General features: G+C 43.5%; 10 protein-coding genes. 1 reads left to right on the forward strand and 9 read right to left on the reverse strand.

What is annotated here, in order from left to right; genetic code table 11:
* Positions 1-87: 87 nt before the first annotated feature.
* The 6 genes from ACFS6H_RS17055 to ACFS6H_RS17080 all read right to left on the reverse strand — a co-directional run bounded on the left by ACFS6H_RS17055 (position 88) and on the right by ACFS6H_RS17080 (position 12,060).
* A complete protein-coding gene (locus tag ACFS6H_RS17055; protein ID WP_386103589.1) occupies positions 88-3,708 on the reverse strand; it encodes a SusC/RagA family TonB-linked outer membrane protein in 3,621 nt (1,206 codons plus the stop codon).
* Between the two features lie 27 nt (positions 3,709-3,735).
* A complete protein-coding gene (locus tag ACFS6H_RS17060) occupies positions 3,736-4,911 on the reverse strand; it encodes a FecR family protein (RefSeq protein ID WP_386101743.1) in 1,176 nt (391 codons plus the stop codon).
* 2 nt (positions 4,912-4,913) lie between these two features.
* Positions 4,914-5,495, reverse strand: a complete 582-nt coding sequence (locus ACFS6H_RS17065) for an RNA polymerase sigma factor (protein ID WP_386101746.1) — start codon at positions 5,493-5,495, stop codon at positions 4,914-4,916.
* Positions 5,496-6,081: 586 nt separating this feature from the next.
* Positions 6,082-7,308, reverse strand: coding sequence for an alkaline phosphatase family protein (locus tag ACFS6H_RS17070; protein ID WP_386101749.1), 1,227 nt, complete (start codon positions 7,306-7,308; stop codon positions 6,082-6,084).
* A gap of 135 nt (positions 7,309-7,443) precedes the next feature.
* A complete protein-coding gene (locus ACFS6H_RS17075) occupies positions 7,444-8,925 on the reverse strand; it encodes a SusD/RagB family nutrient-binding outer membrane lipoprotein (protein ID WP_386101752.1) in 1,482 nt (493 codons plus the stop codon).
* 30 nt (positions 8,926-8,955) lie between these two features.
* Positions 8,956-12,060: a SusC/RagA family TonB-linked outer membrane protein gene (locus ACFS6H_RS17080; protein WP_386101755.1), complete on the reverse strand. Its 3,105-nt coding sequence runs from the start codon at positions 12,058-12,060 to the stop codon at positions 8,956-8,958.
* Between the two features lie 287 nt (positions 12,061-12,347).
* Between ACFS6H_RS17080 and ACFS6H_RS17085 the strand changes: the two genes are divergently transcribed.
* On the forward strand, positions 12,348-12,962 hold the full coding sequence (locus ACFS6H_RS17085) for a TetR/AcrR family transcriptional regulator (RefSeq protein ID WP_386101758.1): 615 nt from the start codon (positions 12,348-12,350) through the stop codon (positions 12,960-12,962).
* Here ACFS6H_RS17085 and ACFS6H_RS17090 read toward each other — a convergent pair.
* The 3 genes from ACFS6H_RS17090 to ku form a co-directional block, all read right to left on the reverse strand.
* A complete protein-coding gene (locus ACFS6H_RS17090; protein WP_386101761.1) occupies positions 12,931-13,194 on the reverse strand; it encodes a CBU_0592 family membrane protein in 264 nt (87 codons plus the stop codon). The genes ACFS6H_RS17085 and ACFS6H_RS17090 overlap by 32 nt on opposite strands.
* A gap of 215 nt (positions 13,195-13,409) precedes the next feature.
* Positions 13,410-15,959, reverse strand: coding sequence for a DNA ligase D (gene ligD / locus ACFS6H_RS17095; protein ID WP_386101764.1), 2,550 nt, complete (start codon positions 15,957-15,959; stop codon positions 13,410-13,412).
* Positions 15,960-15,974: 15 nt separating this feature from the next.
* Positions 15,975-16,751 (reverse strand): non-homologous end joining protein Ku, encoded by a 777-nt coding sequence (ku, locus tag ACFS6H_RS17100; protein WP_386101767.1) that lies wholly within the window; start codon positions 16,749-16,751, stop codon positions 15,975-15,977.
* Positions 16,752-16,812: the final 61 nt, after the last annotated feature.

The raw sequence follows: 16,812 nt of genomic DNA on the forward strand, positions 1-16,812 counted from the left end.
CTGGAAAGGCCCTCCTTATTTTGCAACTCACACTGCTGAGAAAAACTTATTACCGGTTATAGTGATGACAGTATTTACCCGGTAATATTAAAAATGTGCCATTAGCCTGAATGAATAACTTTTAGGATTAGGTAAACTTACTCCCGTGATCAGGGTTTCGGGATCAACCCCTCTTAATCTTTTATCGGCCCAGTAATAGATATTATTGGCAGAAGCCATGAGGCGTACGCTTTTGATGATACCGCTGCGCTGCAATAGTTTTGAGCTGAGCTCGTAAGAGAACATCACCTCATTTAATCTTAATACATTTGCATTTACCACCATGGCATTACTCCTGTTATAGGCAAACTCGTTCTGAATACCCGCCGAGGACAGATAAGCCGCCTGAATATTGGATACCAGGCCCGGAACATTTGTAATGAGTTCATCGCCCGATGATCGCCAGCGGGCATCAATATCCTGCGCTGCGGCCAGGTGGTCGGCATAGTTACGTTGCACCATGGGCGAACGGAATACTTTATTACCGTAACTGTAAGTAAAGAATATCCTCAGTTCAAAAGGCCCGTAACCAAAGGAATTGCTGACCGAACCCGTAGTAGTGGGTTCCCTTGGTCCCATGTACGAAACCAGGGAATCGTTGGTACTTGACAGCACAATACCATTGATGGTTCGTCCATCTTTACCACCTGTTGAGAACAACGGCTGGCCATTGTTATCAAGCCCCACAAAATTATAAGCATACAGGCCGTATAAAGGTTTACCGATCTTGCCAAAGCCCTCGGGCTTGGTAACATTTGTAAGCAAGGGCGATTGTAATACGCCATCCAGCATCCTGTTCTTTACATAACTGTAGATCAGTCCTGCTCCCCACCTCAATTTTTTAGTGTTCAGGATATTGGATACATTGAACGTGAGATCAAATCCCTTGTTGGACATGGATGCCCAGTTGATGACTTTGGTAGTAAAACCTTCTTCCAGCGGCATACTGCTGTGAGCGATCAGGTCTTTATTTTTCCTGGAATAAAATTCTGCGATCACATTAAAGCGTTTTAAGAAAGACATATCCAGTCCAATATTGGTGATATAATCTTTCTCCCAGGCCAGGTTATATAATTCAGGCGCCAATACCCTTATACCGATCTCGCTGTTGACCCCGTCAAAACGGATCGCATTATAAAAACGGGCATTCAGCATAGGCGAGGTCTGGTAAGCATTACCACGAAGCGCATAACTGGCCCTTAACGTGATATAATCAATTTTGCCGCCTTTATTTAATCGCTGAAAGAACCCTTCCCTGTCCACATTCCAGGACAAGCCCACATTGTAGTTGGGCAGGTATTTAGACCTTACTGAAGAGCCGAATACATTACTGGCATCAGCCCTCAGGGTAAAATCAACATTATAACGGTTATTAAACGTGTACTGCCCGTTTACAAAACCACCCACTGCCCTTTCAGTGATCTTGTTTTCATTGTAATAACGGTCGTCGTTTCTTATGGCAGCGGTCATAGCCAAAGGACTGGGAGAAATAATGTGGCCGCCATAGTACATATAACCGTAACCCCTTGTATTGGAACTGGCATTGTCAGATGAGCGCAGGTCAACGCCGCCAAACAAAGCCACACGGTGCCGGTCAGAAAAGCTCACCTTATAGTCCAATGTAGCCCTTCCATATAATTCCGTACCATTATTACTGAACACATCTAAGATACCACCCCTGGGTAAAATGGTTTCGGGAATGGAGTTAGGATTATTTAAATCCCTGAACAAATAAGTATTTAAACTTCGTATCACATCATTATAACTGGCACGATAAGCCTCGGCCACATTAGAGTACTCAGTTGCAGTGTGATTTAACTGCGAGGAGTTTTTCCTGAAAGATAACAAGGTCTCCAGTGTAAGGTTTTTGCCCAGTTTATAGGCCGGCTTTACCACAATAGCTATGCCCTGGTTATTGATCTTTATAAAATTTTCCTTTAACTCCTCCAGGATATTAAAGGGCGCATAATTATTACGGTAGTATTTATAAGAGCCGTCACTGTTATAAGGACTCATGGCCCGGCTGGTGGTACTGGCATAAATAGCAGGGTTTGTTTCAAAGGGACGTGTGAGATCGCCATTGAACATGGTGCTGTTATAAGTACCGGGGGCCATCTGGTTACGAAAACTGGCATTGAGATCCATATCCAGCGTAAGTTTCCTGGACAGGTTAAATATCATGCGCATATCAGCCGTATACCGTTTATTATTATAACCTATAGCCGCCCCGTTATCCGCCGCGTAACTACCCGAAAGATAGTAGGCCGCTTTATCATTGCCACCGGACAAAGAGAGTGAATGTTCCTGGAGCACATTGTTCCGGAACAGTATATCAAACCAGTTTGTGTTGGCATATTTTGCCTCGTATACTTCCTGGTTAAACTGGTCCCTCGTGATCCTGTTTTCCGCATACCTGAAGTATGCATCAGTAAATGCGCCGGTGCTGGAAGGATAGTTCAGGATAGAGAGATACCCGTAATTAAACAGGTCGCGGGCCAGGTCTATCTGCTGGCTGGAGTTCATTAAATTAAACCGGGTGATATCGGGCTTTACACCAATAGATACTGCTGAGCTCAGGTTAACCGCCAGTGTACCCTTTGCGCCTTTTTTGGTGGTAATGGAAATAATACCGTTGGCAGCCCTGGTACCATATAAGGCGGTTGCCGAACCGTCTTTTAAAATAAATATATCTTCAATATCGTTGGCATTCAGTCCGGCGATAACAGAGCTCAATAAACTGGCCGGGTCACCGGAATATAGCTGGTTAACGGAAATATTTGCCGGCGCACTGATAGGTACACCGTTTAATACATACAAGGGTTCCTGGTTGGCACTGATAGAAGCATTACCACGGATACGTATTTTAGGAGTGGCGCCAAAAGTACCGGAAGGACTTTGTACACTTACCCCGGCGGCTGCGCCCTGCAACATTTTGGAGACATCCATATAACCCGAACGGTTGATCAGTTCCTTATCCACCTGTACCACTGAGCCGGTAAATTTTTTCTTATCAATTTTCTGGAAGCCGGTTACCACTACATCATCCATAGTACGCACTTCCTGCTCCAGTATAATATTAATATTGGTTTCGTCCTCTACTTTATATAACCTGGTTTTATACCCGGCAATAGACATTTCCAAAATGGCATTACGGGAAATACCGGGCAAGGTAAAAACACCCTGTTCATTGGTGACTGTTCCCTGGAAGGTTCCTTTGATACGGATATTGACACCCGCCAGCGGTTCACCTTTTTCATTCCTGATCGAACATCGTATATCCATAAGAGGGCCCGCCTGTACCTGGTCGGTTACCCGTGGATTACCGGCTTTTTTTTTTCGGATCACAATGGTCTTTCCAATTATTTCGTAAGTCAGCGGCTGATCGGCAAAACATATCTCCAGCACTTTTGCTATGGGAGCATTGTGCACATTGATGGTCACTTTCCGGGCCGTTTTAAGCACTTTGCTCTCGTACCAGAAACTGTAATCGGTTTGTATTTCAATTTTCTTCAGTAATACATCCAGGGAAACATCTTTCTCCATTAAGGTAATGCCCTGTTCCTGCCTTGCCATTAATGAATACCCCGACAGCAGCAACATCAACAGCATCCAAACCATATTCCTGGTCTGGCGCTTACATCGTTCCGGCTGCGGACCAGTGTTTCTCACCAAGCGTTTAGTTTTATTAATTATAACTTAGGGCAATAGTATCAGTTTTTTACCATCCAGTTCAAAATTCACATCGCTGAATTTAAGAATTTCCAATACCTGGTTCAGGTGCAGTGACCGGCTGATACGGCCGTTGAACAACCTGTCAGCATTCGCGTTTTTAAAAACGATATCCACATCATACCAGCGGCTCAGCGCATTCATAACTGTTGACAGTTTAGTATCGTTGAACTGGAAAGCGCCATCCTTCCATGCCATTACTTCCTGCAGGTCAACACCGGTTAAAACGGCCATATTATTAGCCCTATCCATCTTTGCCTGCTGGCCTGGTAAAAGTACATTTGTTTTTTTATTTTCCCGGTTACTTACTTTTACTGAACCGTGTAAAAGCGTTACCATTTTTTGTTCTTCCTCTGTATAAGAACAGATATTAAACTCGGTGCCCAGTACTTCTACCTCCATCTCTCCGTTATCCACAATAAAAGGCCGGGTAACATCCCTTGTTACGTTAAAGTAAACCTGGCCGGTTACCTGTACCCTTCTTTCCTTCCCGGTAAAAGCTGTGGGAAAATAAACAGAGGATGCCGCATCCAGCATTACCTCGGTACCATCGGGTAGTTTTATTTTAAACTGCCGGCTCCTGGGCGTGCTGACAGTATGGTATTCAACTTTTTCATTAGCCGCAGAGGCACCAAAAACATAGGTAATGGCATCTCCTTCCTTTACAATGCTTACCGGGCTTTCCGTGGTTACTTTACCATTGCCCATTTCATCCAGTACAATCTCCTTATTACCGGGCAAAGTGAGTATGGCCCCGTTTTTACCGGGGGCGATATCATTCACCGGTTTATTTTTCTCCGCCTCTGCCAGTGGTTTTGAGGTATTGTTTAACCAGGTATAGGTTACACCCGCTCCCAGCAATAATATAAAAACGGCCGCTGCCTGCCACCAGTTGATACGGAATACCTTTTTATGCTTATCGGCCCTGATCCTTTTCTTTACATCATCCAGCATTTCCTCCTCCAGTTTATCCACCGGCATCGTTTGCGTAGTGATCACAAGCGCAAGCTCTTCCTCATCGGTCTGCTGGTACCAGGCATGCAATAGTTTAGCTTCCTCTTCGGTAGCCTGGTTATTCAGGTACTTGTCAGCCAATACAGCCAGTTCTTCTTTACTTAATACCACTTTTTTAAAATCAGCCATAATCATTTTTTTAAAAACACTTCGCTTAACACAATAATCAGCACCGAAACCTTTTGATAATAAGTTCTTATCAATGACATTACCCTAGCTACGTATCCTTCTGCCGTCCTGGGAGAGATACCCATTTTATGGGCAACCGACTCAATAGGTTCATCCAGCAGCTTGTGGTGTAAAAAAACAATTCTGTACTTTTCAGGCAATTTTTCAGTATAATTATTCAACAGATCAAGCAATTGTTTATTATCAATATCTATCGGAATGGTGTTTGTTTCTTTTGACCTTTCCTTTAGTAAATATTCCTTTTTTCGTTTTTCTTTTGATAAAGCCCGGTATACGGCATACCTCACCATGGATGCCAGGTATCCCTGCAGGTTATCTATTTTCAATATAGCCCGTTTACTCCAGAGCGTATAAAACACTTCCTGGATAATTTCCCTTGCCTCTTCCTCCTGCTGTATCCGTTTACAGGCCAGGAAGTACATAGGTTTCCAGTAACGTTTATAGATAGCCGTAAACGCCCCCTCGTCCCCCTTTTCGAGGCCCACCAACAATCCCTGATCGTCGCAGTGTGTGTATGTTATCATGCAGCCGAAACCTGGAAATTTCCTGTAATCCTTATAAGTAGAGACATGAGCAGCCAAATCATACGCAGAAAAAGGAAAAAATTTTTAAAAATAGTGGCACACCATCCCTGTAATGACGGTATTAAAACTGGTCAGTTAAAAAGTATGATCACAACCCCGGCGCTATACAATTGATAATCAATTATAAATACATCCCAGGGCCGGTTTGCCAGCTTATTGCTTCATCAGTTTAGTGAGCCTTAAGTTTATAAGACAATTAGAATTAAAAATTGGAGTACAATAAATGAATCTTCAAATTTTTGCCGGTAGCCGGCCAACTTTAGATCCATACTGCGTTTCCGAGTTTATATCATATCCTGTCCCATAAGCGGAAAACAAGATATACATTTTTTTATAATATGTCTTTTTTATTGAAGACTGTATATCAACAGTAGTGGTTTACATCATAATAAATTGTAAATGAACAGCATCCTGGCTGTTTTTCCGGCCTGTGGGTTGTATAAATGGTATGCGCCATACAAATCCTATGGGAAATAACTAAAAAAGCCGGCTATACAGCCGGCCTTTAAAACAGGTATTCCAGGAATTATTTTACTATTACCCAGCGGTTTAAAAAATTACCGCGTGTTTCTATTACTATTTTATAAAAGCTTTGCGGGTTGGCCGATACATCAATTATTGCTTTTTCCTCAGCAAGGGGTACGGTGGCTTTCAGTTCATACTGATCTTTACCGCCTTCCTTAAACAAATTGGTATGGGTTACCCATATTTTGGCATCACCCTTTTGCTGCAGGGCTTTCCAGTTTATCACCAGTTTTCCATCCTTCAGTTTTGCGCCGGCATTAATGACCGACAGCTGGCCGGTCAAAGACAGGCCATCAATTTCCATCAGTTGCTCACGGGGTATCTGCACACCTAAAAAAGAAGCCAGTGTAGGCATAATATCTACTATACCCGGGTTGCCGTTTTTATAATAATCGGTCAGGCCTTTTGCATTGCTTACGATCCAGGTACTTCTTTCCCTGTCCGACTGACCGCCATGGTGTTTGCCGGTGTTTGCATCGCGACCGTGATCGGTGGTGATATAGATCACCCAGTCTTCCCTGAATTTGGTTTTACGGTAATTGATCGCATCCCACAAACGGCCCATCTGTTTATCCATTAACGATATGGCCCTGTAATACTCCGGGCCATCACCAAATTTATGCCCCATATCATCGGTATACTCCAGGTATACCCAGGAAAGATCCGGCGCTTCCTTTTTTATATAAGCTGATGCCTGGTCCACCACGGCCTCATCAATACGTTGCATAAAATCACGATTGGCATCATGCGGGTATTGAATGGTATCCAGCTCCAGCCCGTCAAAATGATGGGTCAGCATTAGTTTACCGGTTTGAGGCAGGCCCTCTCCTACCAGTTTTGTACGGTTGTCCAGCCAGCTGGAGAATACAGCGGTCTTTTTTTGCGGGTATTGTTCCCTGAAAAAACGGAAGATGGTCCAATAGTTATAATTAGGCGCTTTAATATTGTTATCCCACACATTGTGTTTATTAACCCAGGTACCGGTCAGTAAACTGTTATACCCCACTGCCGAAATAGTGGGTGTTTGCGAATAACCACCTTTCTCGCCGCCTACATGCGCCCGGGTATAACCGTGTTTGCCGGCAATCTTATCCAGGTTGGGGGTCGGCTGCTTCTCCATTACATCGGCCGATATACCATCAACAATAACAAAGACCGCTTTTTTAGCCTTTTGCGCCTGTAACTGCAGCCCTGCGCTTAATAACCATACGATAAACCATTGTTTCATAAAGAATCATTTTTTACGCATCTCCTGTTTCACTTTCGTGAAATTAAATGAATGCCTTTGGGTGTAAAAATTTTTAATGCAACTGGCTGCGGGTTGATCAACCCGCAGCCAGTTAACTATTCATTTGTTATCTGTTTACTGTATCAGCCACATTACGCCATTAATATCATCGTCGCCGCTGTATTGTCTTTTTACAGCTTCTTCTACATTCACCCGGTTATTGTTGTACTCATCAGTAGGATACATCCAGCGTTTCGGAATTTTTCCGCCATTTAAAATACCGGCGCCTGAAGTTTCAAAAGCAGGGAAGCCGGTTCTGCGTTGTTCATAAAAAGGCTGCCAGCCGGTATTCATGAACATACTGATATATTTCTGGGTAATGATCTGCTCGATCTCTTTACCAGTCTGTAAGTTGATTACAGGTTGTCCCAGGTAGCTAGTGATAGCCGTTGCCGTATAGGCATTATTAAAATTGGAGAAGTTCAGGGAAGCCTGGATACCATTTTTATAAAAAGTATTGGCATCACCGGTGATCCAGCCTCTTACCACTGCCTCGGCCAGCAAAAACTGTACTTCGGCATAACTCATTAACAGGCTGGGCTCATTAATGGCCTGGTAAGAATAACGGTCATGTATTTGCGAAGCATTACCTGCACCTCTCTTGGCGGTATTATAAGCCAGTGCAGCACTACCCAACAAACCATCATAGGCATTAAAATCCGTAGCAGGTAATGTGGCCGAAGGTTTTGGTTTTCCAAACACGAACAACCGGGGGTCCTGCAGGTCTTTCAATATCTGTACAAAAGTACTGTCCAGGTAATAATCTGTTTTCATGGAATTATTATTAAAATAAGGATACTGGTTGCCGGTAATATCATAATAAGTGAATTTTCCGTTCTCGGTATTATTGCTTATCAAAGGATATTTTGCCGGGTTAGACACAATCTCGTTAAAGCGTTGTTTGATATTTAAGGAAGCAACCGACTCTTTTTTAGAAAGGCTCATCAGTACACGCAGGGTGTAGGAATTGATCAGTCTTTTCCATTTGTCAATACTACCGCCATACACCAGGTCGCCGCCAATGGCTGTTTCAGTGGCCGATAAAGAGTCTGATGCGATCTTCAGGTCATTCAATACGCCCAGGTAAATATCTTCCTGTTTATCATATGCAGGACGAATGGCCTGTGTATCCGTAACATTATTATTGGCAATGGCCTGCATCATTTTCGAATAAGGGATATCGCCGAATGTCTGGGTCATGCCCACTACAAAATAAGAACGGAAGAATTTGCCGATATAACGGTAGTTCAGTTTACCTACACGGGCAGCTTCCTGTTCCATTTTTACCACCTGTGCAATATTGCTGTAACCCATGCCACTGCGCTGCCAGCCATAGTACTGGGAGTTACTGGCACCCTGGGTATATACCAGGTAACGCGAGGCCAGGGCTGCATCGGCCGAAATGGTTGAAAAAGCATTCCGCTCAATAGCCGGTAACAATAAGGAAGGATCGGCTACCGTGGGATTATTGGGATTGAGCTGGTAATCTTCAAACTTATTACAGGACGAGAGCACCGCCAGCAGTAATAACATACATAATGAGGTATATTGTTTCATTGTATTTATTTTATGATAGTCAGTTGGGGTTTAGAACTTCAGGTTCAGGTTCACACCAATGCTGCGCATAGAGGGTGTTTGCAGGTTATCAGATTCTGCATCAGGATCAACATTCGGTATTTTAGAAAGAATGAAAAGGTTATTGCCTATCAGTGAAACCGATGCCGATTTAAATACATTTTTCACCCACCTGGCCGGTACATTATACGTTAATACCAGGTCACGCATTTTTAAATAAGTGCCGCTGTAATAGTGATAATTATTCAGCATGCCGCCGCTGGTGGTCTGCATAAAGCTGATATAGTTCACGGCTCTTGTATTCGGTGCAAACTTGCGGGTATCCGATAAAATATTACCGTAAGCATCATAGGTTACGCTCCCTGAGGTCACTACCACGCCAGGGCCTACATAGGTACTGTTACCGGCATTGGCATCATCACGGTATTGTGTTACGGTACCTTTGGCCGAGCCACCCCACCACATTTTCTGATTGGTAGTGGAATAGATCAGGCCACCTAAACGGCCATCGAATGAAAAGCTAAGGGAGAAGTTTTTATAGTTAAAGGTATTCTGCACACCATATATCCAGTTGGCATCGCTGTTACCAAAGTACTGGCCATAAGGAGAAACAGCCTGCATACCATTGGCATTGTAAATAGCCTGTCCGTCAGGCGCCATGGCTTCGGTAATATAGATCCTGTCCATTCGCTGGCCTTCTTTTACCTGGCCGATATAACCATCAGGATTATCTGTAGCATCTTTTAACCAGCGGTGTACATTGCTGAAATTAATACTGGCATCCCAGCTAAAATCTTTCCCTTTAAATGGTGTGCCGCTCAGCATCATCTCCCATCCTTTACGGATATATACATTGGCATTGGTTAAAATATTGGTATAACCGCTACCCTGTGAAGGATAGATATTGGCAAAGTTGTTATAATCTTTATTGCGGAAATAAGTTACGTCCAGGTTCAACCGGTTTTTAAGCAGGCCCACTGCTACACCATATTCACCCGACATTACTGTTGAGGGTACCAGGTCGGGAGAAATAAAGGTAGATGGCCAAACCAGTGAAGGCACATTATTCCATTTAGGCCCGATACTGTAAGTGGTCAGGTGCGCATAGGGATCGCTGTTACTGATAAAACCGGTATTTACTTTGGCCCAGGCCCCTCTTACTTTTAAGAAAGAGATGGTTTCAGGCAAGCTCAGTACATCGGATAAAACTGCTGATACGCCGGCAGATGGATAGAAATATCCGTTATTTTTTATAGGTAAGGTTGAGGTTTTATCATAACGCCCGGTGAAAGAGAGGTACAGGAAACCCAGTGTTTCCACATCCAGCATACCAAAGGCGCTGGCCGTTCTGCGCTCACGCAACAGGTTAGATCCCTTTAATGGGTTAATGGAGTTGCTCAGGGCATAAAACCCGGGAATCGTTAACCCGTCGGTAGAAGTATACACCGATTCAAACCGCCTGTAAGCATTGCTACCGCCCGCGGTTACATTCAGTTTCAGGTTTTTACCAAAACTGTGTTTGTAATTCAGTATCAGGTCCGAAGTAATATCCAGGTAATTGGTATTATCAGTGGAGAAATTACCCCTCGAAATATAACTGTACGCCACATAACTGTAAGGCTCCTGTATAGAGGCATTGGTGGAGTACTGGTTAAAGCCGTTCCTGAACTTCACGGTAAAATCGTCTGATATTTTATAATCGAAAGTTACCTGGCCAAAGCTGTTATTTCGTTTATAGGCATTCAGGTATTCATTGGCCACAAAATGCGGGTTATTATACCAGGATAAGTTATAGTTACGTTGCTGCAAACCTTCCCTGCCAGGCATCCAGTAATTCTCCAGGTCGCGGATATCAATATCCGGACCGATCCACAGGATCAGGTTATATAAATAGTTGGGCGGACCATAACCCACCGTCGGGTAGTTATCTGAATACTCCCTGTTATAGGTCAGTTTACCATCCATACTTAAACGGGGTGCCAGCTGGTAGTTACCGCCTATAGAAAAGGAGGTATTGTTTAAGCCCGTATTCGGCACCACCCCTTTTTGGGTAATATGGTTGGCCGATACGCGGAAAGCGCCTTTCTCGGTACCAATAGATGCGGCTACACTGTTGGTAGACAGGATACCGGTCCGGAAAAAGTTTTTAATATTGTCTTTTCCTCTTGATAAGAAAGGGGTTTTAATACGTTGCCCGGTTATTGGGTCTATTGGACTGTCATACTGTGTGGTTTCGAAATAACCGCTGGGCGTACCGGTAACACGCTGGTCCAGTTTAGGCCCCCATATCCAGCCACCGCCTTCGGTGCCACCACCCGAGCCGTTTACATACGCATATTTGCCCTGGTCGCCGTTGCCGTAAGTGGTCTGCACTTTTGGTATTACCGTATAACTTGTCTGGAACATGGTGGAAGAGTTAAGCTCCACGCTTACTCTACCCTTTGCTCCTTTTTTGGTAGTATACAGTATAGCACCATTCACACCCAGCGCACCATATAAAGCCGCTGCGGCTGTGCCTTTTAATACGCTTACACTTTCAATATCATCGGCACTGATCTTATAGGGGTCAGCATCCGGATCAGGAATACCATCAATAACGATCAATGGCGTTCTTCCGCGCAAAGAAATACCCGGGTTTCGGAACAGGTCGGTGGTATTATTAATATTCAGCCCCGCTACCCTCCCCGTTAAAGCGCCGAGCGCCGTGGGGGTTTTGGTTTTGGCCATTACGTCGCCACTTACTTCCTGTACGGCATAACCCAGTGTTTTCTGTTGCTTTTTAATACCCAGGGCCGTAGTTACCACTACTTCATTTAACTCATTGGCATTGGAAGGCTGCAGCCATATATTCAATTCGCCGTTGCCGCCGGCTTTTACTTCCTGGTTCTCATAACCCAGGTAGGAAAATATAAGAGTGGCGCCGGAAGATACGTTTAAACTAAAACGTCCTTCACTGTTGGTAGCAGTACCACGGGCCGAGCCACTGACAGTTACCGATACACCGCTGAGCACGCTGCTATCTGCTGCGGAACGTACCCTGCCGGTAACGGTTTTGTCCTGTGCGCTTACCCGGCAGCACAGTAATAGTAAAAAAACAATCCCTGTTAATGATTTCATAGTTGAAATTTTTAAGCGTTGATCCTGTTGATTGCGATAGATAAGATGATGAAAGCTGATTAAATTGGTCAAAACAAAATTAGGGTTAATAATAATTGATTGAACGATCATTCAATTAATTATTATTCCCGTAATACAAGGGTTACAATTTATTAACGCAGGCATTACCCAAAATAACTTACCATTGAGTTTCATGGCATTGCAAGATTTTCTTATTGTTAAATTTTGTTTTATTGAATGATCATTCAACCAACACTTATCTTTGTAACAAACGTGCACAAGTATTTATGGGACGAAAAAGTATCAAGGCATCCCGCCAGAAAGAAATTATAGAAGCCTTTTATAAAGTGGCTAAAAAGGAAGGACTGGAAAACGCTTCTATTGCCAAAACCGCTACGCTTATTCATATTAACCCCAGCCTGGTTATACATTACTTTAATACAAAAGAAGCATTGGTGTACGGGTTAATTGAATATATACTGGACAAATATGTATTGATATTTAAAACCCCGCCCGCTTACCAGCACGATCCCGGAAAAAGGTTATTACATATTATTGACAATATTTTTTCGCATAAATGGAACACTTTATTTGACGACAGTGTTGCCTATAGTTGTTATGCACTTGTTTTCCGCGATAAAAAAGTAAAAGAGAAGTATAAAGTGGTATTGGACAGCCTGCATACCAATTTAAAAAATATTATCGAAGAGTGTAATGAACGTGGCGTACTGTCGGTAGCCAACCCGGCGCTAACAGCCGATATTATTTTTGTGATCGTAGACGGCGCCTATTATTACCTGAGCCTGGTAAGGAATAAAAAAGAATACCAGCAAAAACTGGCCAGTTATAAACAACAGGCCCTCTTACAACTTAACCTTTCTTCTTCCGGGTTAAAACGATAATGGCCGTAACGGCAATTACACCCCAGAAAATATTCACCACCACATTGGGCAGATCGGCATAGTATAAGGCGTTGGCTGTTAAACCCACCGCACCTAACACATTCAGCCAATGATAGACCGGCTGATCGGCCTGCAATTTTCTTATACTTAATAACAGGTAGGCTAAAAGATAAGAGATGGTGCCTATCCACCCTAATACCGGGTAAATAACAGGAATAATTGCAAAGGGCATAGGTAAACTTTTATACTGATCACATGCAGTTTTGTCAAACAGTTACATAAAACTACAGGGAATGGCTTATTAATTTACTGTTTTTTATATTAAGATTATAAAAATATTCATGAAACAGTCTTCCTGACATACTCATTTATACCTGATTTTTCCGGGCAGGCCACCGGAACGCTCATCCTTAACCTGCCCGCCATTCCGTTAAAAAAGTCACCGGCTCATAATTTTTCCATATCCGCCAGGCATTTTTCCAGGTTGATGCCTTTGCCCAGCACCTTCTTAAAAATATCGCCCATTTTAGCCAGCCGGCCCGGCATGGTTTTGATAGTAAATTGCTCAGGATATAAACCTTTTTCCACCTCTTTCCAAAGCAGCGGTGCTGATACCGGAGCAGCGGGTTTTGGCCGCACGCTATACGCACTGGCAATGGTTTGCCCTTTCCGGTTCTGCAGGTAATCGACATATATTTTATGTTTACTTCTTTTCTGTAAACTGCGTTCCAGGGTAGTAAGGTCAGGCAACAGGTTATTTACCTGCATGGCCAGCAGGTGGGCAAAGTCTTTTACCTGTTCGTAGGTATATTTATTGTTCATGGGCACATATACATGTAATCCTGTAGCGCCGGATGTTTTGCAAAAACTATCTGCCCCTGTTTTATCCAGTATTTCTTTAGTGGCATTGGCTACCTCTATCACATCATCAAAATCGTTTTTATCAGAAGGATCAAGGTCCAGGATAAGATAAGTCGGATGATCAATTTTACTGACCGTGCTGTTCCAGGGATTCATATCAATACAGCCCAGGTTGGCCAGGTATAATAAAGTAGCTTTGTTGTTACACAAAATATATTCAATATCTTTTTGGGTACTCTCTGAATACAGCTTCACCGTATCCACCCAACCAGGGGCCGTATCGCCCGCATCCTTATGATAAAAACTATCGCCTGTAATACCGTTGGGAAAACGGTTTAAACTTTCAGGCCGGTTTTTCAGGTAAGGAAGAATATAACGGTAAACCTCGTTATAATAGGCAACAAGGTCTCCCTTGGTATACCCTTCATCCGGCCAGTATATTTTACCGGGGTTGGTCAGCTTTACCCGGTGACCACCAACCTGTACCATCTTATCAGTGCCGGTATCTTCAGCCCTATCTTTTGTCTTTTTAACCGCTGTTTTTGTTGCAGGCTGCTTTTTTCGTGTTTTTGTCATAAAGGTCGATTTATCAGGACGAAGTCCCATAAAAACGGGATGCCGGAAGATGCCGCTGCGGGTACGGTGGGTAAATTTAATGGTACATACCAGTTGCGGCCTCACCCAGGTAGCCGGGGTATTGGTTGGGGGTGTTTCATCCAACGGGCATTTGGTTACCACTAATGTTTGTAATACGCGGAATAACTCATCAATAGAACGTTCATCGAAGCCTGTACCTACATGACCGCAATAGGTGAGCTTACCTTTTTTGTTTTCCTGCGCCAGTATCAATGCTCCGAACTGGTTACGTGCCCCCCTTGGTTCTGTATACCCTACAATATATACCTCTTCGGTAAGCTGGTGTTTTATTTTAAGCCAGTCCTTACTGCGTACACCGGGCTGGTAAATACTATCGGCCCGCTTAGCGATCATGCCCTCCATATTGTTTTGCTGTAATGCCCGGAAAAACTTTTTGCCCTGGCCCTGTACATGATCACAATACCTGACCAGGTCGGTCTCAATCAATGCTTCCTTCAATAATTCTTTTCTTTGTACCAGGGAAAGCGAAGTGGTATCCTTACCATGTAAACTAATAAGATCAAATACCTGGTAAGCAATTGCATTAGGACCACCTGCCTGGTAATGCTGAAGTGCCTGGAAATCGGGAAGCCCCTTTTCATTATATACTACCACTTCCCCATCGATCACCATGGTTTCGGATTGCATTGACAACTGTTCAAAAACAGGAGCGAACTTTTGCTCAAATGAAAGTCCATTACGCGAATAGAGTTTTTTATTTTTACCCAACTCGGCAACAGCCCGGTAGCCATCCCACTTTATTTCAAAAAGCCAATCCTCATCGTCAAAAGCCTGCTCACCGGCCGTAGCCAGCATGGGTTTGATATATTGGGTTAGTTTTTTTTCCTTTAACAAAAGCGGATCATAGTTTTTTTTACCCGTAACGGGTGGTGCTGCAGGCTGTTTCTTAACAGCAGTATTTTTTTTCGCCGCTACCCTGGCAGTTACTTTTGACCGTTTGGGAGTGAGGTCTTCGGCATCGTATTTTTTAGTAACCGCATATTTGTCCTTGTGTTTAATGAGTAACCAGGCGTTCTTTTCACCGGTCTTCATTTGCACCAGGGCAAATGAACCTTTCAGTTTTCTGCCATGCAGTTCAAATTTAAGAGAGCCACTTTTCAGCCCGGCCAGTAAGAGGGTCTCCTCTTTTTTACCGGCCTTCTTTTCCATGGCTTCATAAGTACCTTCATCCCATATCTCTACCTCACCTGCCCCATAATTACCCTCGGGAATAGTGCCTTCAAATTCACGGTAGGCATAGGGGTGATCTTCTACCATCATGGCAAGCCGTTTATCATCGGGATTCAAGGAAGGGCCTTTCGGTACGGCCCAGCTCTTTAAAACGCCTTCCATCTCCAGGCGGAAATCATAATGCAACCGGCTGGCCGCATGGCGTTGCACCACAAAACGAAGTTTGCGGTCACCACTTTTTTCTTTTTTTCCTTTGGGCTCCGTTGTACGTTTGAAGTTTCGTTTTTGTTTATATTTTTCCAACGGCATAAAAGGCTATTTATATTATGAAGCTTTTTTTGTTTTGGAAGCAGAAAGACTTGCTTTGAGCTGTGACATAAGATCCCTCGCCGTACTGTGTACCACTTTCATTTTAGTGACAGGCATTTTTTTACCTTTTGCTTTGGCCCTGATTATTTTCATTAAAGCGGCGCGGTAAGTATTTTTATAAGCTGCCGGATCAAACTTCCTGGTCAACTGGTCTACCAGCGAAACGGCCATTTTCAGTTCGCCCGGCTTGATACGTTTTTTGGCAATTTTCAGGTCTGCCGTATTCCTGATCTCTGCAGCATACCTGATACGCTGGAAGATGAGCACATCATTATAAACCCGTAGTATGCCCAATACTTCTTTACTGCGCATTACAAAAGTGCCCATACCCACTTTACCCGTTTTTTTAAGTGCGGCTGTCAATAAATTAAAAGGAGCTTCCCCGTCTTTCTGGGGCTTGAGATAATAAGGTGTTTCAAAGTATACGCTGTCGATCTCCTCTTCCTTTACAAAGGCGTCGATCGTGAGGGTTTTTGATTTTTCCGGGCGTGCTTTTTCAAAGTCTTTATCTTCCACCACAATATAACGGTCATCGAGTTTGTAACCCTTTACAATACTGCTCCAGGCCACTTCCCTGCCGGTATTTTCATTTGCCCTTTTATACTTGATATTGGCAAGGTCTTTTTTATCCAGCATGTCCAGGTCCAGATCACTCTCCTCTATGGCACTGAACATTTTTACCGGAATGTTTACCAACCCAAATCCAATAGCGCCGGTCCATATTGCTTTCATGATATTGGTGTTGTTGAAACCTATATGCCTAAAAAACCGTACCAATTATAAATGATCAATA

It is taken from the genome of Terrimonas rubra (assembly GCF_042686025.1).
GTDB lineage: Bacteria > Bacteroidota > Bacteroidia > Chitinophagales > Chitinophagaceae > Terrimonas > Terrimonas rubra.

Bases quoted from the DNA above. Each gene is read 5' to 3' on its own strand.
- ku (WP_386101767.1), bottom strand. From the start codon at position 16,751: ATGAAAGCAATATGGACCGGCGCTATTGGATTTGGGTTGGTAAACATT.
- ACFS6H_RS17065 (WP_386101746.1), bottom strand. From the start codon at position 5,495: ATGATAACATACACACACTGCGACGATCAGGGATTGTTGGTGGGCCTC.
- ACFS6H_RS17080 (WP_386101755.1), bottom strand. From the start codon at position 12,060: ATGAAATCATTAACAGGGATTGTTTTTTTACTATTACTGTGCTGCCGG.
- ligD (WP_386101764.1), bottom strand. From the start codon at position 15,959: ATGCCGTTGGAAAAATATAAACAAAAACGAAACTTCAAACGTACAACG.
- ACFS6H_RS17060 (WP_386101743.1), bottom strand. From the start codon at position 4,911: ATGGCTGATTTTAAAAAAGTGGTATTAAGTAAAGAAGAACTGGCTGTA.
- ACFS6H_RS17075 (WP_386101752.1), bottom strand. From the start codon at position 8,925: ATGAAACAATATACCTCATTATGTATGTTATTACTGCTGGCGGTGCTC.
- ACFS6H_RS17070 (WP_386101749.1), bottom strand. From the start codon at position 7,308: ATGAAACAATGGTTTATCGTATGGTTATTAAGCGCAGGGCTGCAGTTA.
- ACFS6H_RS17090 (WP_386101761.1), bottom strand. From the start codon at position 13,194: ATGCCCTTTGCAATTATTCCTGTTATTTACCCGGTATTAGGGTGGATA.
- ACFS6H_RS17085 (WP_386101758.1), top strand. From the start codon at position 12,348: ATGGGACGAAAAAGTATCAAGGCATCCCGCCAGAAAGAAATTATAGAA.